Below are 17,679 nucleotides of genomic sequence, written 5' to 3'. Positions count from 1 at the left end.
GCTTGAAAAGCGTGGAAGCGTTGGTGATCGTCGACATGCAAGAGGTGCTGATCCCGATGGTGTGGGAAGGAACCGAGTTGGCGGACCGGATCGCGGATCTCGCGGACCGGGCACGCGCGCAAGGCGTGCGGGTCATTGCGCTGCAGCAGGTTGGCGGGCCGCATTTCGAACGTGACGCGCCGGGCACCCGGCTCGCCGAACGCCTCAGGCTGCGGCAGACGGACACGGTGATCCAGAAGACCGCGACCGACGGCTTCTACCGCAGCGGCCTCGCCGAAGCGCTCCACGACATCAACACCATCGTCCTCGCCGGAGTGGGTACCGACTACTGCGTCGACGCGACCGTGCGGGCAGCCGTCAGCCGCGGGTTCGACGTTATTCTGGTCGAGGACGGGCACTCGACGGCCGCGGATCCCGAGGCCGGGCTCACCGCCGAACAGATCATCGCCAGGCACAACCGGATCCTCAGCAATGCCGTGCACCCCGGCGGAACCGTGACGGTCACACCCGCGGAGCAGATCTTCCGAGGCTCACCTCGCGGCCAGCACTGAAGAGATCCCTTCCAGCAGCACCGTCTTGCGCGCGTTGGGCAGGAACGAGGCCAGCACGGCGTTTTCGGCCAGCCGGGCCACTTCCGCGTGCCCCAGCTCCAGTGCCGAAGCCACCGCCAGGTACTCACCCTCCAGCGTGGCGCCGAAGAACGGCGGGTCGTCGGTGTTCAGCGTGACGACGAGGCCGGCGGCGAGCATCTGCCGCACCGGATGATCCGCGATCGACGCCACCTGCCGGGTGCGGACGTTCGACGTCGGGCACACTTCCAGCGGAATCCCCTTCAGCGCCAGGTGTTCAACCAGCGCGGGATCCTGGACGCAGCTCGTGCCGTGCCCGATCCGCTCGGCCTTCAGGTCCCGCAACGCCGACCAGATCGTCTCCGGACCGGTCGTCTCCCCCGCGTGCGGAACGCAGTGCAGGCCCGCTTCCCGTGCCGCGTCGAAGAAAGGCGCGAACTGGGCCCGGCCGACGCCGGCCTCTGGACCGGCGAGCCCGAACGAGACCAGGCCGTCCGGACGCCCGGTGAGCGCGAACGCCAGCGTCTCGCGCGCGCCGGTCAGGCCCTTCTCGCCGGGAATGTCGAAACACCAGACCAGGTCGACGCCCAACCGCAAAGCCTCCGCACGGCCGGAAGCGAGGCCCGCGAACACCTCGTCCGCGGACATGCCGTCGAGCACGTGGTTGTACGGCGTCACGGTCACCTCGGCGTACCGGACGTTCTGCGCCGCCAGGTCACGGGCCAGGCCGACGACGAGCGTGTGGATGTCCGCGCGGCCCTTCAGCATCGACTGCACGGCCCAGTAGACCTTCAGGAAGTGGTCGAAGTCCCGGAACGTGTAGAAGCGCTCCAGTTCGGCGCGGTCGGTGGGCACGCCGGCCTCGGGGTGGCGGCGGGCCAGCTCCAGCACGGTGTCGAGGCCGGCCGAGCCGACGAGGTGCAGGTGCAGCTCCACTTTGGGCAGGGCGTGGATGAACGAGCGCATGGCAAAGCTCCCTGGGACGAACGGTGAAAGGTGTCGGGAGGAACGGGGCGACTCAGGGAGCGAGGTCGCCGCGTTCGGTGTCAGCGCCGTAGAGCGGCAGCTTGAAGTCCGGCACGATCTCGAACGTAGCAGCTCCCGGAACGCCATGGGGCGGTCGTCACCACCGCCGAGGTGACCGCGACCATCAGCCCCGACCCGCGGCAGCGCTTCGTCCGGATGACGTTCAGTCCCGACGGCGAGAAGATCGCCACCACCTACCTCGGCAGCAGCAAAGCTCAAGTCCGGAACGTCGGCACCGGCAAGGAAATCGCTCACCTGGACGGCTCGACCACCGGCGTGCGCGCATTCAGCCCGGACGGCAAGACCGTGGCCACCGGTGGCGCCGACCGCACGGTGCGCCTGTGGGACGCCGCCACCGGCCGGGAGAGGTAGGTCACCGGCCAAATGCGTTGGACCCGTTCCGGCTCCGGTGATTGTCTGACTCGGTGATCGCTGAGCACGTCCTGGAGATCTTGGCCGCGCTGGACGGCAACGACGTCTGGATCGGCGGAGGCTGGGGTGTCGACGCGTTGGTGGGGAAGCAGACCCGGCCCCACGACGACCTCGACCTGATGCACCGCGAGGAGCAGGAACCCGCGGTGCTCAACGCCCTGGCCGCGCTCGGGTTCGTCGAAACGCTTTCGTGGCGGCCGGTGCGGTTCGTGCTCACGGACGCGGGAGGCCGCGAGATCGACCTGCACCCACTCCGCTTCGCCCCCGACGGGAGCGCCGAACAGTCCTCGCTCACCGTCGAACCGTTTCGCTACCCGGCGGAGTGCTTCGTCACCGGCACGATCCTCGGCGCGACCGTGCCGTGCCTGTCCGCTGAGCAGCAGATCTGCTTCCACCAGGGCTACGAGCCGCGCGAGCGCGACCTGCACGACATGGCGCAGCTGCGGGCGCTAGTCCGTTTGCCCCAAAGACCGATTTGAAATTTCAATGGAGACAGGCGACCAAAAGGGCAGCCTGGTGCGTCAGGTATTCCTGATGACAACGGAAGACATTCTCCTGCCAAGGAGGTTATCGCAGCTCAAGCGGCCATTTCGGCGCAATCGGCTGGATGCGAACCAGCTTTGGCCCTTCCGGAACGAAACGCGGTTCAGTTCTTTCCTTAGTTCTCGGCGGTTTAGAACTCGCACATCCCCCGCATTGCCGACCGACCATTCCACCGAAGAGGACCGCGATGACGACTGCCTCGAAACCGGACGCCGCGCTCGACGCGATGAGACCCGTGTTGCCGGCCGACCTGATGGAGCGCGCGAGCACGTTCGACCCGGCGCCGCGCCTGGCCCGCCTCAGTGCCGACGGCCCGATCCACCAGATCGAGCACCACGACGAACCGCTCTGGCTCGTCACCGGGCAGGACGCCGCCCGTGCCCTGCTGTCCGATCCGCGGATGAGCGCGGACCGGTTCAAGGTCAAGCGGTTGCGGGACAAGCTCGACCCGGCGATGCGCGACAAGTTCGCCGGCGCCGAGAGCCGGGCCGGGTCGTTCATCACGACCGACCCGCCCGAGCACACCCGGTATCGCAGGCTGCTGGCGCGGCAGTTCACGATGCGCCGGATGCGGGCGCTCACCGAGCAGATCGAGAAGATCGTCGAGGGGCGCGTCGACGCCATGATCGCCGCGGGGCCGCCGGCGGACCTGATCCGCGACTTCGCGCTGCCGGTCCCGTCACTGGTGATCTGCGAGCTGCTCGGCGTGCCGGTCGAGGACCGCGGGCACTTCCAGGACGACACGATCGAGCTGCTGGACATGGCGACCGACCTGGAGGGCCTGATCGAGGTCGGCACTCGCATGCACCGCTACATGTGGGGCCTGGTGCAGCAAAAACGCGCCAACCGCGAGGACGACCTGCTGTCCGAGCTCGCGCACACGAGCGACATGTCCGACGACGAGATGATCGGCCTGGCGAACCTGCTGCTGATCGCCGGGCATGAGACGACGACCAACATGCTCGGCCTGGGCGTGCTCGCGTTGCTGGACCATCCCGCGCAGCTGAAAGCGTTGCGCGACAACCCCGGCGAGCTGATGGAGACCGCGGTCGAGGAGATGCTGCGGTATCTGTCCATTGTGGATACCGGGATCGTCCGGTACGCACTGGAGGACGTGCGGATCAGTGACGTGACGATCAACGAGGGCGACACGGTGATGTGCTCGGTGATCGCCGCCAACCGCGATCCGGCCCAGTGCCCGCGGCCGGAGGAGTTCCGCATCGACCGGCCCCGCGGCAGGCACCTGTCGTTCGGCCACGGCGTGCACCAGTGCCTGGGCAACGAACTCGCGCGCATCGAGATGTCCGTGAGCTTCCGCGAACTCCTGCGCAGGCTGCCCGGAATCCGGCTCGCAGTTCCGCCGGAGGACGTGCACGTGCGCACGACGTCGACGATCTTCGGTGTCAAACATCTGCCGATCACCTGGGACGTCTGAAAAACTCGCTGGCCGCCGGGTTTAGCGTGGGGTTCGTGAAGGGATTCAATCCGAGTTTCGGTCCCGAAACAGCCCGTACCTACGACAACTCGCTCCGCGGCGACGAGGCCGACACCGTGCGGTTCCTGGCGGGGTTCGGCAAGTCGGCGCTGGAGTTCGCGATCGGCACCGGCCGCATCGCGTTGCCACTGACCGAATCCGGTGTCGCCGTCGACGGCATCGAGCTCTCGCCGGACATGGTGGCGCGCATGCGGGAGAAACCCGGTGGCGCCGACATCGACGTGACGATCGGCGACATGTCCCGCGTGGGCACCGATCGCACGTACGACCTCGTGTACCTGGTCTACAACACGATCTGCAACCTGCTCACCCAGGACGACCAGGTGCGTTGCTTCGAGAACGCGGCACGCCATCTCGCGCCCGGCGGTGTGTTCGTGATCGAGTCCGGCCTGCCGGGCTGGGCCGCGCGGCCACGCCACCAGTTCATCGACGTGGAGACCTTGGAGATCGACCGGGTCGGGTTCGACGTGAACCGCTACGACCCGGTCACCCAGATGCTGGACGAGAACCACGTGGAGATCAGCGCGGACGGCATCCGGTTCGGCCCGATCCGGCAGCGGCTCACCTACCCGGCCGAGTTCGACCTCATGGCGCGCATCGCGGGGCTGCGGCTGCGCGATCGCTGGGGTGGCTGGAACGGTGAGGAGTTCACGGCCGGCAGCAGACGGCACATCAGCGTGTACGAGGCCGGCGCGTAACGTTCTTGGCCGGCGGTCGAGTTCCTCTGTGTCCACTCGAGGCGGACGCAGAGGAGCCGACCATGATCGCAGTCGTCCCGGTGAAGTACGCGGCCACGGACAGCGTCTGGACGCGGGAGCAGTTCGAGAACTGGATGCGGCCCGGCATCGACTACAGCATGGGCGACTTCTGGTGGCGGTCCTCGCGCGGGCACTTCGACGTGAGCAGCCAGGTGTTCGACCCGATCACCATCCACGACCAGGGCCCGATCTCGACCGAGGCCAAGCGGAACGACCTGCACGAGCTCGTGGTGAAAACCGCCGTGCAGGTCGACTTCGCGTTCGTGGACGTCCTGCTGATCTGGATGGCCCGGCCGACCGGCTGGTGGGGCGGGTACGACGTGCTCGTACCGTCCGCCGACGGTGGTCAGCGAGTGGTCAAGGTGACGGTGGTCGACTCCATCACCCCGTTCGACGTGGCCGCCGAGGAGCTCGGCCACAGCTTCGGCCTGGCCCACGAGCTCGGCACCGACGGCTCGGACTACGGCTCGCCGTACTCCTCGATGAGCGCGCGCACCTACGGCCCGGCGAGGGACACCCCGCCGAGCTTCCTCCGCCTGGCCAGCCCGAAGCTGCCGGACGGCGGACTGAACAAGCAGTGGCCGTACGTCGACGAGCCCGCGAACCGGATCATCGGGCCGATGGTGTGCGCGGCCCAGCTGCACCGGGTGCAGGCGTTCCGCGACAGCTCGTCCGTCGTCAACCTCCGCGACCTGCCGGCCACCGTCCGCCTTTACGCGCTCAACTACATGGCCGCCGGTCCGGGCAAGCCGGTGCTGATCTCGTTCCCGCGCAAGGGCCGCGTGTTCTTCGTCGAGCTGCGGCAGCAACGCGGCTACGACCAGGGGATCACGTACGCGGCCGTGGTCGTGCACTCGAAAGGATCGGACGGCCTGATCCGGTACGAGGGCGCGGCGAAGCTGGTGGTGGGCGACCGGCCGTTCGCCGTGGGCGACTTCGCGTTGCGCATCCTCGGTGTGGGCAGTGAGTTCGTCGACGTCGAGGTGCGCGCCGGGGCGATCATCTCGTTCCCGATCCGCGGCGTGCTGCTCGCGGGCGGGTTCCGCACGCAGCACCAGCTGAACCTCATGCTGCCCGAGGAAATGCGCAACACGCTGATCGTCGAGATGACCGGCCGCACCGAGCAGGACGACTACCAGCGCTTCGACAGCGAGACGCTCGCCGGTATGGGCGCGGTGCTGGTCTTCTTGCGCCGCAACGGACTCCGTGACGACGCCGCGCTGAAGACCATGACCGCCGACGACATGCGCAACGTGCTCATCGTCGAGCTCGGCGCGCAGACCGGGCTCGGCCGTGAGCTGCAGGGGTACACGAACCTGCAGCTGGTCCAGATCGGACTGGGCAGCGACCTCGCCCGGCACGGGGTCGGCACCGCCCCGTTCTACGTCCGCGGTGTGTTGCTGGCCGGGCGTTTCCGGACGCAGCACCAGCTGAACACCATGTCCCACGACGACATGCGCAACACGTTGATCGTGGTCATGACGTCGCTCTCCAACCAGACCAACTACCAGGCCTACAACGACGCGGACCTGGCCGGCGTTGGCGCGGTCATGGTGTTCCTGCGGGAGAACGGGCTGCGCGGCGACGCCGACCTCAAGAAGATGTCCGCCGACGACCAGCGCAACGTCGCGATCGTGGAACTGAAGGCGCAGACCGGCCGCAACCTGCAGGGCCTGTCCAACCTCGACCTGGCGCTGGCCGCGTTAGGAGTTGAACGCTTCTAGTGCTTCGGCCTTGATCTGCTCGAACTGCGCCGCCATCGCCTCCGACAGGGCCTGCGCGGCCGAGAGCGGGCGCACCATCACGGTGAACTCGTCGATCAGGCCGTCCGCGTCGAGGTGCAGGAAGTCGCAGCCCTGGATCTCCTTGCCGTTCACCTCGGCGCGGAACACCAGCGCGTGGTTCTGGCCGTCGATGATCTCGCGCTCGTAGCGGAAGTTCTCGAACACGCGCATCACCCCGCGCAGGATCGCGGCGGTCAGGGGCTTGCCGGGGTACGGGGCGAAGGCGACCGGGCTGGTGAACACCACGGTGTCGGCCAGGCAGGCAGCCATGGCATCGGTGTCGCGTGCTTCTACTGCCTTGCGGAATGCGTTCACGGCCACCTACTAAACTTGTTGACTAGGTCGAGGCACCGTAACCTGCCTGTATGTCGCTGCGCAACGCCGTGATGGCCACCCTGCTCGACGGGGAGGCGTCCGGCTACGACCTGGCCAAGGCGTTCGACGCCTCGGTGGCGAACTTCTGGATGTGCACGCCGCAGCAGCTCTACCGCGAGCTGGACCGGATGGAGGCCGACGGGCTGGTCGTGGCGCGCACGGTGGAGCAGGAGCGCAGGCCGAACAAGCGGCTGTTCTCGCTCACGCACGCGGGTCTGGAAGCTCTCGCGGAGTTCACGGCGTCATCCCACAAACCGACCGCGATCCGGGACGAGCTGCTGGTCGCGGTGATGGCGGCGGACTCCAACGCGGAGGCGGTCAAGGCGTCGCTGCGAGAACGCAAGCAGTGGGCCGAGGCCAAGATCGCGCGCTACGAGCGGCTCAAGGCCAAACTGCTCGACAACCGCACGGAAGAAGAGTTCCTCAGCGAGGCGGACCGCGTCGGGCCGTACCTGACTCTGTTGCGCGGCTTGTCGTTCGAGCGGGACAACGTGCGGTGGTGTGCGCGTTGCCTCACGGTGCTGGAGCGGCGTGGTGCCCGGCTCGACGCGTCCACGTGAGGTTGAATCGAGTGCATGAACGGCATTTCGGTGTTGCAGGAGGCTCTGAGCGCGCCCGCGGAAGAGGCGCGGAACCGGTTCGCGGGGCGGCTCAACGGATACCTCGAGGGATCCGACGTGGTGCACGCCGTGCGGTTGCAGGGGTGGCTCGGGCTGGAGGTGCCGGGGCCGGGCTGCCACGTCGGCACGGGCAGCTGGGACTTCACCCGCTTCAAGGCGACGACGTCACCGGTCACCTGCGGGCGGTGCCGCAGCGCGGGGTTGCTGACGAGCTCGTTCACGGGTGGCCCGCATCAGCAGACCCTCGACCTGGAAGGGATCTGAAGGCGGGCAAGACCACCGAGTACCACGGGGTGCAGGTGGAGCGGCCGAGGAACCGCTTCTGGCACGCCTCGACCGAGAAACCGTAGGTGCGGGTCGGATCGGCGCCGTGGATCGTGTAGCGGCGGATCGCGACCTCGACACCCTTGGGCGAGCGGGTTCGCTCCTCCCACCACTGGATGTTGAACGCGTCGGCGTCCTGATAGCTCCACACGACCGTGAGGGTGTCCTCGGTGCGTTCGACCGCCACCACACACGGGCGGTCCGTCATCGGGCACTCGCCCACCTTGCTCACCGGGGCATAGCGGTAGCCGACGATCGCTTGCGCTCGTCCCCCGCTGGCAGCGACGTGGCCGCCTTCGAAGTTCACGAACCACGTCTGGCCGTCGCTGCGCGGGTAGTCGATCGGCGTGCCCAGCTTCTTGAGCTCGGCGTGCCACGCGCGGACGATCTCGTCCGGGATGAGCATCAGACCCAACTCGGGGATCGCGTAGGCATGGTCGCGCACGGTCCGTCCGCCGACGGGCGTGTGGCGGAATCCCGTGACGTCAACGGCCGTGTCCGCCAACGGGCAGACCGAAACATCGCTTAGGTAGTCGCGCACGTCCTCGTCGACGGTCACGGCCGGACAGTGCACCTGTTGCTGCGACTCGATCACGGCCGCACGCACGATCAACGTGATGAGAACGCTCGCCGTCGTGATGAACGCCAACGCCTGTACGGCCATCCACACGCGTGAACGTCTCGGTAGCGGTTCGGTGTGCACGGCCAGCTTGCGCGCGCAGCGCGTCTGCCACCACGCGGACACGGCCAGCACCGGTAGGGCTGTGAGCAATGAGTAGTGCGCCATCACGCTCTCGTCTTTGCCGTCGAGCGCAACGACGAGCACGGACGTAAGGCCCAGCACGGCCACAGCGCCGAGCATCAGCACCCTGGTGAGGCGCCACCACCACGGTGCCGCGAGCACCTGATGCGACCACTCGCGGGCCACGGCCATCACGTCCGGCGGCGCTTGTTCCCTCAGGGCGGCGCGGCGGGCCCGGAAGCCGAGCTGCCACCACGCGACCTGCGCGCCGACGATCTGGCTGAGTCGCATGGCGGCAGGGAAGCGCGCCGGGCCGGGGTTCGTCCACTTCTGTTCCGCTGTGAGGAACTCGCGTGCTGATGGCGTGTTCCGCTGTGAGGAACTCTTCTTGCCGAACCGGGCACGTCGCCCCGACCATCGCGGTAATGCGCGCACGACACCCGGCCCCGATGACGCTGATCCTCGTGCTGCGCTGGGCCGCGTTCGTGTGGATGGCGTTCGTCGCGGCGTTCGGCGGCCAGATCGTGCGCACCGAACTGGGTGCGGGTGTGCTCGCCACGGTGTTCGTCTGGACGTTGATCGTCACGTTGTCGCCGCAGCACAAGGGGTCCGCGGCGATCGACCTGGGACTGGCGGTGGCGGTGATCGTCGTGGGTGGGTTCGTCGAGCCGGTGGGGCGCGTGCTGACCGTGCACCCGTCGTTCGCCGGCATCTACCCGACGGCGGCCGTCGCGGCGTGGGCGGTCATCCACGGCGTGCGCGGCGGATTCGCCGCCGGCACCCTGCTGGCCGTGGTCGTACCGGTGCAGTACTACGTCAACGGTGTGTCGCCGACAGGTCTGCTGCACCTGGAGACGTTGGCGCTGCTGGGCACGATGCTGTCCTATCCGCTGATCGGCGCGGTCGTCGGGATCCTCACCGGGCAGCTGCTGAGGCTCACCGCGTTGGCAGACCACGGCGCACGGCTCGAAGAACGCGCACGGCTCGCGGCCGCCATCCACGACGACGTGCTGCAACGGCTCGCCGCGATCCGCCGTGACCTCGACGATCCCGCGCTCCGGGCCGCGCTGGAGCGGCAGGAACGCAAACTGCGCCGCATCCACCTCGACGAAGGCCCGCGAGACGAGGACGGGTCGCTCAGCGAGGAGCTGGACCGGCTGGTCGAGGAGTTCGACGACCTGCCGGTGCGCACGGCGTCGACCGGCAGGGCGCCGATGCCGCGTCAGACCATCACGGTGGTGACGGCGGCCGTGCGCGAGACGTTGACGAACGTGCGCAACCACGCGCAGGCCAACCGGGTGTGGATCGCGGTGCTGGAGGACGCGGACGGCGTGCTGATCACGGTGCGGGACAACGGGATCGGCTTCGAGTTCGACGAGCGAGCGCTGACCGAACGTGGCCGGCTCGGGCTGGCGTTGAGCGTCAAGGCCAGGGTCGAGAACGTCGGCGGCAGCGTGCAGGTCAGGTCCCGCAAGGGCCGCGGCACCGAGGTGGAGATGTGGATACCCAGACCAGAGTGATCATCGTCGAGGATCACCCCGTCACCCGCGACGGCATCAGGGCGTGTGTCGAGCGGGATGGCCGCGCAACAGTCGTGGGGGAAGCAGGATCCGTTGAAGCGGCCAAGGCCCTGGCCGCGCTAGCACCCGACGTCGCACTGATCGACCTGGGGCTGGAGGACGGCGACGGGCGGGTGGTGATCTCGTTCCTGCCGCCCGCCACCCGGATCATCGTCATGTCCCAGGCCCCGGTCGGCGCCGTCGTCGAGGCCATCAGGGCCGGTGCCCACGGTTATCTCGACAAAGGGTCGACCGCTGATCAGGTCGCAGAGGCCGTGCATGCCGTGCTGGCGGGGCCGGTGCTGCCTCCCGAGGTCGCGGCGCTCGTCATCGGGGCCTTCCAGCGCGGCGAGCTCACGCCACGCGAGCAGGAAGTCCTCCGTGCTCTCACCAAGGGGTACGACAACCGGGAGATCGCCGACGAGTTCGGCATCTCCGTCCGCACGATCAACCGGCATCTGGAGAACATCCGCGCCAAGCTCGGCACCCACCGGCGCTCCGAGCTGATCCGCTACGGCCGCGAACGGTTCCCCCCACCGTAGGCTTCATGACCCAGATCCTCTGGCGCGCGCCGGAGATCGACCAGATCCAGTCCTGCCCACGCTCAGCTGGGTACGTTCACCCACACGCTGCGCGGTTGCGCAGTCCCATGCCGGTCAGCGCGGCCATGCCGAGGCGTTCGTAGTACGGCCGCAGCGACTCGTCGCACGTGAGGTCGATCGAGTAGAGGTGCGCGGCTTCGGCCACGATCCGGCGCATCAGTTCGGTGCCGATCCCCTGGCCCTGGAACGACCGCCGCACCTCCAGCCACGGGATGAACGCGGTCAGCACGCCGTCGCTGATCATGTTCACGAACCCGACGACCTGACCTTCCGCGCGCGCGATGACCACGCGGTAGCTCCCGCGCAGCACGGCGAGGTGCTGCGCGGCTGACGGCGGCTTCGGCCACCCGACGAAGAACCCGGCCAGGTCGTCCACGGCGAGATCGCCGATGTCCGTGGTGTAAGAGATCACAGTGGTCATTTTCCGGGTGACCGCGATGAACCGTCCACAGGGTTATTTCGTGGGTGTGGTTTCGCCCCAGCTGCCGGTTAAGCTCCGCGCGTGACCCTGCCATCAGCCCCGTTGCGCCGTGTGCGCTGTGCGGCTGTCGGCGTGGTGACGGGAGCGCTCGCGGTTCTCGCGCACTCCACCGCGGACGGCCACCTGCCCGACGCGGGTCTGGCGTTCTCGCTCGTCGGCCTGCTCACCTGGGCCTGTGCCGGTTTCGCCCGGCGCGAGCTGACACCGGGCCGGATGCTGGTGCTGATCGGCGCCGGCCAGCTCGCGATGCACTTCATGATGTCGCTCGCGGCATCCCGGCACGAGCACGCGGACCCGTCGCGCATGGTCGCCGCGCACGTCGCGGCCACCGCGCTGACCGTCGTCGTGCTGGCGACCGCCGAACGCACGGTGCTCGCGCTCGCCCGCGCCGTCGCGTCGGTGCTCCCCCGCAGGCTCACTCCCCTGCCCGCCACGGCGCCGCTCGTCGTGGCCACCCCGCGGATCGCTCCTGCGGTGATCGTCTTCCTGGACGTGCTGTCGTGGCGCGGTCCTCCGGCTGAACAGGTCTGAAACCCCTTCACAGGGCCGCTTTCCGGCGGCTCTGCACCTGTTCACGCCCATTTGGAGAGCCATGTCCACCACAACGGCTCCGTCACGCACTTCGTTCGCGTGGCGGGGACTCTTCCTGCGCCTGCACTTCTACGCCGGCGTGCTCGTCGGCCCGTTCATCCTGGTCGCCGCGCTGACCGGCGTCCTCTACGCCCTGACTCCGCAGCTGGAGTCCTGGGTCTACTCCGATCAGCTCCACGTTCCCGTTACCGCGCAACAACTCCCGCTCGCCAAGCAGGTCGACGCCGCGCTCGCGACCTCGCCCGGCGGTTCGCTGGTAGCCGTCCGACCGGCGCCGGAACCCGGTGACACGACCCGTGTTCTGTTCGCGGAGAAGGGACTCGGCGAGTCAGAACGCCGCGCGGTGTTCGTCGATCCCGGCACCGGACGTGTCACCGGCGATCTCGTCGTCTACGGAACGAGCGGTGTGCTGCCGTTGCGCACCACGCTGGATCAGTTGCACCGCAACCTGATGCTCGGCGAACCCGGCCGCCTCTACAGCGAGCTCGCCGCGTCGTGGCTGTGGGTCGTGGCGTTGGGCGGCCTCGTGCTGTGGATCAGCAGGGCGCGCAACAGCAAGCGCATCCGCACACACGGCCTGATCGGTGTGTGGGTGCTCGTCGGCGCGTTGTTCTTGTCCGCTACAGGTCTCACGTGGTCTGCGTACGCGGGCGAGAACGTTGCCACGCTGCGCGAAGCCTTCAGCTGGACCACGCCGCAACTGAAGATGCCCGGCGCGGGCGAACACAGCGAACACGGCTCCAGCACTCCGGCTGCCGACGGTCACGACGACGTCGACAACGTGCTCGGCATCGCGCGGCTGGCGGGCATCGACGCCAAGCCCGTCGAGATCGGCCTGCCCACCACGCCGGGCGGTGCGTGGAAGGTCGCCGAGATCGGCCGTGGCTGGCCGACCCAGGTCGACTCGGTCGCGGTGCACGGCGACGAGGTCGTCAGCTCGGTGAAGTTCGCCGACTACCCGCTCGCCGCGAAGCTCACCAGGTGGGGCATCGACGCGCACATGGGCGTGCTGTTCGGGTGGCCCAACCAGTTGCTGTTGCTGCTGATCGGCGGCGGGCTCGTGACGCTGGTGGTGCTCGGCTACCGGATGTGGTGGAAACGCAGGCCCACGCGCGGTTTCGGTCGTCCGGCGCCACGCGGCCAGTGGCGCAAGGCCCCGCCCGCGGCGTTGATCTCCCTCGGGGCCGGCGCGCTGGCCGTGGGCTGGTTCGTGCCGCTGCTCGGCATCAGCCTCGTGGTGTTCCTGGTGATCGACGTCATGCTCGGCAGGAGGGCGGCGACGCGCTGACTGCTTGTGCTGCCTGGACATTTACGCGATATTGATGCGTAGGTGCGCCGGGAAGCCTGGTCGGCCCGCACGTCACAACGCGTGACGGCGGAGAGCGGACGAGGGTGCGCCGATGACGCTTCTACCTCACGCCATTCCTCATGTCGACGATCCTCGGGTCATGCGCGCGCTGGCCTCCCGCTGGCGCCGCGCGAGGACGTTGCTGCTGCTCTCCGCCGGCGTGCTACCCCTGACGACAGGCCTGGTCTGCGTGGTGCTGGCCGGGATCACGGGGATCTGGTGGTCGGCGATCCCGGCCGTCGCGGCGGTCGCGTGTGCCCGGGCGCTGCTGACCTGGTTGCGGCGCAACGGGTTGAGCGACCCGCACTCGTGGCTGCCGGCCACCGCGTTGATGACGGGCACCCAGCTCGTGCTCGGTGTGCTGCCTGGTTCGGCGATCGCGCTGCGGCTCAGCCCGCACGCCGCGCTGGCCGTCAAAGCGTTGTGCGCACTGGGAGTGCTCAGCGCGGGGTCGTCCGGGGTGCTCGCCAGGATGGCCCGGCGGGCGCTGCTCGCCGCACCGGTGCTCGAACTCGGTTCGACCTCGTTCCCGCTGGTGCTGGCCGGTCCGGGGGCACGGGTGGTGATCGGCACCGATCGCATCGACTGGACGGCGAAGCGAACGGGCGCCGGGGTCTCGTTCGACCGGATCGCGGACGTGACCACCGAGGCGAGTGGTCTGGTCCTGCACACCGCGTCCGGGGCGTGGCCGGTTCCGGTTCGCGACCCGGCGGCCGCGCACGCGTTGCTGCGCCGCCGTCTCGCCTGGTGGGAGGAGCAGCGGTTGGCCGCCGCCGAGCGCGAACGCCGGCACTACCTCGATCTGGTCGCGTCTCTGGCGGAGATCAGCGGGGTCGGCATGCGGGGCGGCGTCGGCGTCACCGTCGACTCGAACGGCGTGACCACGGGCATCGCGCTCAGTCCGGCCGTCCGCGATCTCGACCCCGACGTGCTGGCCGCGCGGTTGATGGACTGCGCCGAGAGGGCCCGTTCGGACGCACGCAGGCAGGTCGAGGACCTCGTTCTGGCGCACGCCGAGAAAGCCAGCCACTAGACGGTTGCTTCCCAGGGCGCGCTTCACGCCCGCCTGGTGGCGTGCATACCGAGGATCAACCGGCTAGCCGGTTCCGCGACGACGTCAGCCTGGAGCGCCTGCAGGGCTCGGCTGGAGCTGATCGGCTCGGCCGCCTGCCGTCTCGCCACCCCAGCGGAACTAGATCGCCGACCTGATCGCCTGCTCGAACCCCTCGACGTGGCCGCGGGCGAGGTCGGCGGCCTTCTCCGCGTCGCCGGCCACGATCGCCTCGATCAACGGCTCGTGCTCCTCGACGTGGCTCGCCATGTCCGCCAGGCGGTCGATGAACAGGCACCAGATCCGGGTCGCCAGGTTGTCGTAGCGGACGAGCGTGTCCTCCAGGTACGGGTTGTGCGTGGCCGCGTACACCGCCCGGTGCACCTTGAGGTCCAGCCGCATCAGATCGGTGGACGACCCCGCGCTCCCCAGTTCCCCGATCAGCTCCGTCAACGTCTCGCGGTCGGCCGTCGTCGCCCGGCGGGCCGCCTGGGCCGCCGCCAGCGGTTCCAGCTCCTGGCGCACCTCGGAGATGTGGGCCAGGTCGGTGATGTTGACGTCGGTGGCGAACGTGCCGCGCCGCGGATAGGCCGTGATCAGCCGTTCGTACTGCAGGCGCTTCAACGCCTCGCGGACCGGAGTGCGGCCGAAGCCGAGCGACTGCGCGAGCTGGTCCTCGTTGATCGGCGAGCCCGGCCTGATGTCCAGCATCACCAGCTGGTCGCGGATGCTGCGGTAGGCCCGCTCGGCGAAGGACAGCTCCTCGCCCAGAGGCTCGGCCACGTTCTCCATCAGGCCCCCTTGACCTCTCCGGCGAGCTTGAATACCTTAACGCAGAGTCTGATATATCAGTTGTTCACCAGTCGTCCGCCAGTATGGAGCCTCGTATGCCACCGAGTCCACTGTCCCGGCCACTGCACGAACTCGACCCCGAAGTCGCCGCCGCGGTGGACGCGGAGCTGTGGCGCCAGCAGTCGACGCTCGAGATGATCGCCTCCGAGAACTTCGCGCCGGCCGCGGTCATGCAGGCACAGGGGTCGGTGCTGACGAACAAGTACGCCGAGGGTTATCCCGGCCGCCGCTATTACGGCGGCTGTGAGCACGTGGACGTCGTCGAACAGCTCGCGATCGACCGGGTGAAGGCGTTGTTCGGGGCTGAGGCGGCGAACGTGCAGCCGCACTCGGGGGCGCAGGCGAACGCGGCGGCGATGTTCGCGTTGCTGAAGCCCGGCGACACGATCCTCGGACTCGATCTGGCGCACGGCGGGCATCTCACGCACGGCATGCGGATCAACTTCTCCGGCAAGCTCTACAACGTCGTGCCGTACCACGTGCGCGAGTCGGACATGCGCATCGACATGGACGAGGTCGAGCAGCTCGCCCACGAGCACCGGCCGCGCATGATCGTCGCCGGGTGGTCGGCGTACCCGCGAGTGCTGGACCTGGCGCGGTTCCGGCAGATCGCGGCCGAGGTCGGCGCGTACCTGATGGTCGACATGGCGCACTTCGCCGGGCTGGTGGCGGCCGGGCTGCACCCGAATCCGGTGCACTACGCGGATGTCGTGACGACCACGACGCACAAGACGCTGGGCGGGCCGCGCGGTGGCGTGATCCTGAGCCGCGCGGAGTTCGCCAAGAAGATCAACTCGGCGGTGTTCCCCGGTCAGCAGGGCGGGCCGCTGGAGCACGTGATCGCGGCGAAGGCGGTGGCGTTCAAGGTCGCGGCGAGCGAGGAGTTCCGCGAACGGCAGGAGCGCACGCTGGCCGGTGCGCGTTCGCTGGCCTCAAGGCTGCTCGAAGAGAACGACATCACGGTGCTGACCGGCGGAACCGACGTGCACCTGGTGCTGGTGGACCTGCGCAACTCCAGTTTGGACGGTCAGCAGGCCGAGGACCGGTTGCACCGCGTGGGAATCACGGTGAACCGCAACGCCGTGCCGTTCGACCCGCGTCCGCCGATGGTCTCGTCCGGGCTGCGGATCGGCACGCCGGCGCTGGCCACCCGCGGGTTCGGCGCGGCCGAGTTCCGCGAGGTGGCCGACATCATCGCGTTGGCGCTGCGAGAAGAACTGACCGACGAACAGGTCCTGCGTGACCGGGTCGAGAAGCTCGCGACCGCGTTTCCGCTGTACCCGCACCTGCAGGGAGCTGCCGCGTGAACCCGTTGCCCGAACATCCGGACTTCCTGTGGCGCAACCCCGAGCCGCGCTCCTCGTACGACGTCATCATCATCGGCGCGGGCGGGCACGGCCTGGCCACGGCTTACTACCTGGCCTCGAAGCACGGCATCACGAACGTCGCCGTGCTGGAGAAGGGCTGGCTCGCGGGCGGCAACATGGCCCGCAACACCACGATCATCCGCTCCAACTACCTGTGGGACGAGAGCGCGGCGATCTACGAGCACGCGCTGAAGCTGTGGGAAGGGCTGCCGGAGGAGCTCGGCTACGACTTCCTCTTCAGCCAGCGTGGTGTGCTGAATCTCGCGCACACGCTGCAGGACGTCCGCGAGGGCGTGCGCCGGGTGAACGCCAACCGGCTCAACGGCGTCGACGCGGAGTGGGTGGAACCGTCCGAGATCGCCGAGATCTGCCCGATCATCAACCTGTCGCCGAAGACCCGCTATCCCGTGCTGGGCGGCACTTTCCAGCCTCGCGCGGGCATCGCGAAGCACGACCACGTGGCGTGGGCGCTGGCCCGTCGCGCTGACGAGCTGGGCGTGGACCTGATCCAGAACTGCGAGGTCACCGGGTTCGTCAAGGACGGCAACAGGGTCGTCGGCGTCGAGACCAACCGCGGGCGGATCCTCGCCGGACGGGTCGGACTCGCGGCGGCCGGGCACAGCAGCGTGCTGGCCGAGAAGGCCGGTTTCCGGTTGCCCGTGCAGTCGCATCCGTTGCAGGCCTTGGTGTCCGAGCTGAACGAGCAGGTGCACCCGACCGTGGTGATGTCGAACCACGTGCACGTCTACGTTTCCCAGGCGCACAAGGGCGAGCTGGTGATGGGCGCGGGCGTCGACTCCTACAACGGCTACGGCCAGCGCGGGTCGTTCCACGTCATCGAGCACCAGATGGCCGCCGCGGTCGAGCTGTTCCCGATCTTCGCCCGCGCGCACGTGCTGCGGACGTGGGGCGGCATCGTGGACGTCACGCCGGACGCGTCGCCGATCATCGGCACCACGCCGGTGGAGAACCTGTTCGTCAACTGCGGCTGGGGCACCGGTGGTTTCAAGGCCACGCCGTCCGCGGGCTGGGCCTTCGCGCACACCATCGCGACCGGCGAGCCCCACCCGTTGAACGCCCCCTTCTCCCTCGACCGCTTCACGACCGGCGCGCTCATCGACGAGCACGGCGCCGCCGCCGTGGCCCACTGATTGGATCAC

The 17,679-nt window shown here is 68.7% G+C and carries 20 protein-coding genes; 15 read left to right on the top strand and 5 right to left on the bottom strand.

Annotated elements, in window-relative coordinates; genetic code table 11:
• The first annotated feature begins 11 nt into the window (after positions 1–11).
• Positions 12–551, top strand: a complete 540-nt coding sequence (locus ABZX92_RS06910; protein WP_355554876.1) for an isochorismatase family protein — start codon at positions 12–14, stop codon at positions 549–551.
• Here the strand turns inward: ABZX92_RS06910 and add are convergent.
• Positions 531–1,535, bottom strand: a complete 1,005-nt coding sequence (add, locus tag ABZX92_RS06905; protein WP_355554875.1) for an adenosine deaminase — start codon at positions 1,533–1,535, stop codon at positions 531–533. The two genes, ABZX92_RS06910 and add, sit on opposite strands and share 21 nt — an antisense overlap.
• A gap of 171 nt (positions 1,536–1,706) precedes the next feature.
• On the opposite strand from add, the gene ABZX92_RS06900 reads away from it, so the two are divergent.
• The 5 genes from ABZX92_RS06900 (at position 1,707) to ABZX92_RS06880 (ending at position 6,547) form a co-directional block, all read left to right on the top strand.
• Complete coding sequence (locus ABZX92_RS06900; protein ID WP_355554873.1) at positions 1,707–1,967, top strand: hypothetical protein; 261 nt, start codon at positions 1,707–1,709, stop codon at positions 1,965–1,967.
• 53 nt (positions 1,968–2,020) lie between these two features.
• Positions 2,021–2,506, top strand: coding sequence for a hypothetical protein (locus tag ABZX92_RS06895; protein ID WP_355554871.1), 486 nt, complete (start codon positions 2,021–2,023; stop codon positions 2,504–2,506).
• 251 nt (positions 2,507–2,757) lie between these two features.
• On the top strand, positions 2,758–4,005 hold the full coding sequence (locus ABZX92_RS06890; RefSeq protein ID WP_355554870.1) for a cytochrome P450: 1,248 nt from the start codon (positions 2,758–2,760) through the stop codon (positions 4,003–4,005).
• Positions 4,006–4,040: 35 nt separating this feature from the next.
• On the top strand, positions 4,041–4,763 hold the full coding sequence (locus tag ABZX92_RS06885; protein ID WP_355554868.1) for a class I SAM-dependent methyltransferase: 723 nt from the start codon (positions 4,041–4,043) through the stop codon (positions 4,761–4,763).
• Positions 4,764–4,825: 62 nt separating this feature from the next.
• Positions 4,826–6,547: a hypothetical protein gene (locus ABZX92_RS06880; protein WP_355554866.1), complete on the top strand. Its 1,722-nt coding sequence runs from the start codon at positions 4,826–4,828 to the stop codon at positions 6,545–6,547.
• Here ABZX92_RS06880 and ABZX92_RS06875 read toward each other — a convergent pair.
• A complete protein-coding gene (locus ABZX92_RS06875) occupies positions 6,527–6,922 on the bottom strand; it encodes a nuclear transport factor 2 family protein (RefSeq protein WP_355555010.1) in 396 nt (131 codons plus the stop codon). The two genes, ABZX92_RS06880 and ABZX92_RS06875, sit on opposite strands and share 21 nt — an antisense overlap.
• A 50-nt stretch (positions 6,923–6,972) precedes the next feature.
• Between ABZX92_RS06875 and ABZX92_RS06870 the strand changes: the two genes are divergently transcribed.
• Both ABZX92_RS06870 and ABZX92_RS06865 read left to right on the top strand, forming a co-directional pair.
• On the top strand, positions 6,973–7,542 hold the full coding sequence (locus ABZX92_RS06870; RefSeq protein WP_355554864.1) for a PadR family transcriptional regulator: 570 nt from the start codon (positions 6,973–6,975) through the stop codon (positions 7,540–7,542).
• A gap of 15 nt (positions 7,543–7,557) precedes the next feature.
• Positions 7,558–7,866, top strand: a complete 309-nt coding sequence (locus tag ABZX92_RS06865) for a hypothetical protein (RefSeq protein WP_045313487.1) — start codon at positions 7,558–7,560, stop codon at positions 7,864–7,866.
• Here the strand turns inward: ABZX92_RS06865 and ABZX92_RS06860 are convergent.
• On the bottom strand, positions 7,820–8,959 hold the full coding sequence (locus ABZX92_RS06860; protein WP_355554862.1) for a hypothetical protein: 1,140 nt from the start codon (positions 8,957–8,959) through the stop codon (positions 7,820–7,822). The two genes, ABZX92_RS06865 and ABZX92_RS06860, sit on opposite strands and share 47 nt — an antisense overlap.
• A gap of 134 nt (positions 8,960–9,093) precedes the next feature.
• On the opposite strand from ABZX92_RS06860, the gene ABZX92_RS06855 reads away from it, so the two are divergent.
• Positions 9,094–10,188, top strand: coding sequence for an ATP-binding protein (locus ABZX92_RS06855; RefSeq protein ID WP_355554860.1), 1,095 nt, complete (start codon positions 9,094–9,096; stop codon positions 10,186–10,188).
• Positions 10,185–10,769, top strand: coding sequence for a response regulator transcription factor (locus ABZX92_RS06850; RefSeq protein WP_355554858.1), 585 nt, complete (start codon positions 10,185–10,187; stop codon positions 10,767–10,769). Before ABZX92_RS06855 ends, ABZX92_RS06850 begins: the two co-directional genes overlap by 4 nt.
• 76 nt (positions 10,770–10,845) lie before the next feature.
• Here the strand turns inward: ABZX92_RS06850 and ABZX92_RS06845 are convergent, their stop codons facing one another.
• Complete coding sequence (locus ABZX92_RS06845; RefSeq protein ID WP_355554856.1) at positions 10,846–11,241, bottom strand: GNAT family N-acetyltransferase; 396 nt, start codon at positions 11,239–11,241, stop codon at positions 10,846–10,848.
• A 90-nt stretch (positions 11,242–11,331) separates the two neighbouring features.
• Here ABZX92_RS06845 and ABZX92_RS06840 point away from each other — a divergent pair, with 90 nt between their 5' ends.
• The 3 genes from ABZX92_RS06840 to ABZX92_RS06830 all read left to right on the top strand — a co-directional run bounded on the left by ABZX92_RS06840 (position 11,332) and on the right by ABZX92_RS06830 (position 14,282).
• Positions 11,332–11,841, top strand: coding sequence for a hypothetical protein (locus tag ABZX92_RS06840; RefSeq protein WP_355554854.1), 510 nt, complete (start codon positions 11,332–11,334; stop codon positions 11,839–11,841).
• A 61-nt stretch (positions 11,842–11,902) separates the two neighbouring features.
• Positions 11,903–13,189, top strand: a complete 1,287-nt coding sequence (locus tag ABZX92_RS06835) for a PepSY domain-containing protein (protein ID WP_355554852.1) — start codon at positions 11,903–11,905, stop codon at positions 13,187–13,189.
• A 112-nt stretch (positions 13,190–13,301) separates the two neighbouring features.
• On the top strand, positions 13,302–14,282 hold the full coding sequence (locus ABZX92_RS06830; RefSeq protein ID WP_355554851.1) for a hypothetical protein: 981 nt from the start codon (positions 13,302–13,304) through the stop codon (positions 14,280–14,282).
• A 159-nt stretch (positions 14,283–14,441) separates the two neighbouring features.
• Here ABZX92_RS06830 and ABZX92_RS06825 read toward each other — a convergent pair whose 3' ends face one another.
• Positions 14,442–15,092, bottom strand: coding sequence for a GntR family transcriptional regulator (locus ABZX92_RS06825; protein WP_355554849.1), 651 nt, complete (start codon positions 15,090–15,092; stop codon positions 14,442–14,444).
• Positions 15,093–15,187: 95 nt separating this feature from the next.
• Here ABZX92_RS06825 and glyA point away from each other — a divergent pair, with 95 nt between their 5' ends.
• Together glyA and ABZX92_RS06815 are read left to right on the top strand one after the other, a co-directional pair.
• A complete protein-coding gene (gene glyA / locus ABZX92_RS06820; protein ID WP_355554847.1) occupies positions 15,188–16,459 on the top strand; it encodes a serine hydroxymethyltransferase in 1,272 nt (423 codons plus the stop codon).
• The gene (locus ABZX92_RS06815) at positions 16,456–17,670 is read left to right on the top strand and encodes a sarcosine oxidase subunit beta family protein (protein WP_355554845.1); all 1,215 of its coding nucleotides are present in this window, start codon (positions 16,456–16,458) and stop codon (positions 17,668–17,670) included. The genes glyA and ABZX92_RS06815 overlap by 4 nt, the downstream gene beginning before the upstream one ends.
• Positions 17,671–17,679: the final 9 nt, after the last annotated feature.

This window comes from Lentzea sp. NPDC006480 (assembly GCF_040611995.1).
Classification (GTDB): domain Bacteria; phylum Actinomycetota; class Actinomycetes; order Mycobacteriales; family Pseudonocardiaceae; genus Lentzea.
This window is presented reverse-complemented; position numbering and strand designations above follow the sequence as displayed.

What these genes read in the sequence shown, in the direction of transcription:
- ABZX92_RS06860 (WP_355554862.1), bottom strand. Translation starts at nt 8,959, where the DNA reads ATGCGACTCAGCCAGATCGTCGGCGCGCAGGTCGCGTGGTGGCAGCTC.
- ABZX92_RS06855 (WP_355554860.1), top strand. Translation starts at nt 9,094, where the DNA reads ATGCGCGCACGACACCCGGCCCCGATGACGCTGATCCTCGTGCTGCGC.
- ABZX92_RS06880 (WP_355554866.1), top strand. Translation starts at nt 4,826, where the DNA reads ATGATCGCAGTCGTCCCGGTGAAGTACGCGGCCACGGACAGCGTCTGG.
- ABZX92_RS06870 (WP_355554864.1), top strand. Translation starts at nt 6,973, where the DNA reads ATGTCGCTGCGCAACGCCGTGATGGCCACCCTGCTCGACGGGGAGGCG.
- glyA (WP_355554847.1), top strand. Translation starts at nt 15,188, where the DNA reads ATGCCACCGAGTCCACTGTCCCGGCCACTGCACGAACTCGACCCCGAA.
- ABZX92_RS06830 (WP_355554851.1), top strand. Translation starts at nt 13,302, where the DNA reads ATGACGCTTCTACCTCACGCCATTCCTCATGTCGACGATCCTCGGGTC.
- add (WP_355554875.1), bottom strand. Translation starts at nt 1,535, where the DNA reads ATGCGCTCGTTCATCCACGCCCTGCCCAAAGTGGAGCTGCACCTGCAC.
- ABZX92_RS06825 (WP_355554849.1), bottom strand. Translation starts at nt 15,092, where the DNA reads ATGGAGAACGTGGCCGAGCCTCTGGGCGAGGAGCTGTCCTTCGCCGAG.
- ABZX92_RS06835 (WP_355554852.1), top strand. Translation starts at nt 11,903, where the DNA reads ATGTCCACCACAACGGCTCCGTCACGCACTTCGTTCGCGTGGCGGGGA.
- ABZX92_RS06890 (WP_355554870.1), top strand. Translation starts at nt 2,758, where the DNA reads ATGACGACTGCCTCGAAACCGGACGCCGCGCTCGACGCGATGAGACCC.
- ABZX92_RS06865 (WP_045313487.1), top strand. Translation starts at nt 7,558, where the DNA reads ATGAACGGCATTTCGGTGTTGCAGGAGGCTCTGAGCGCGCCCGCGGAA.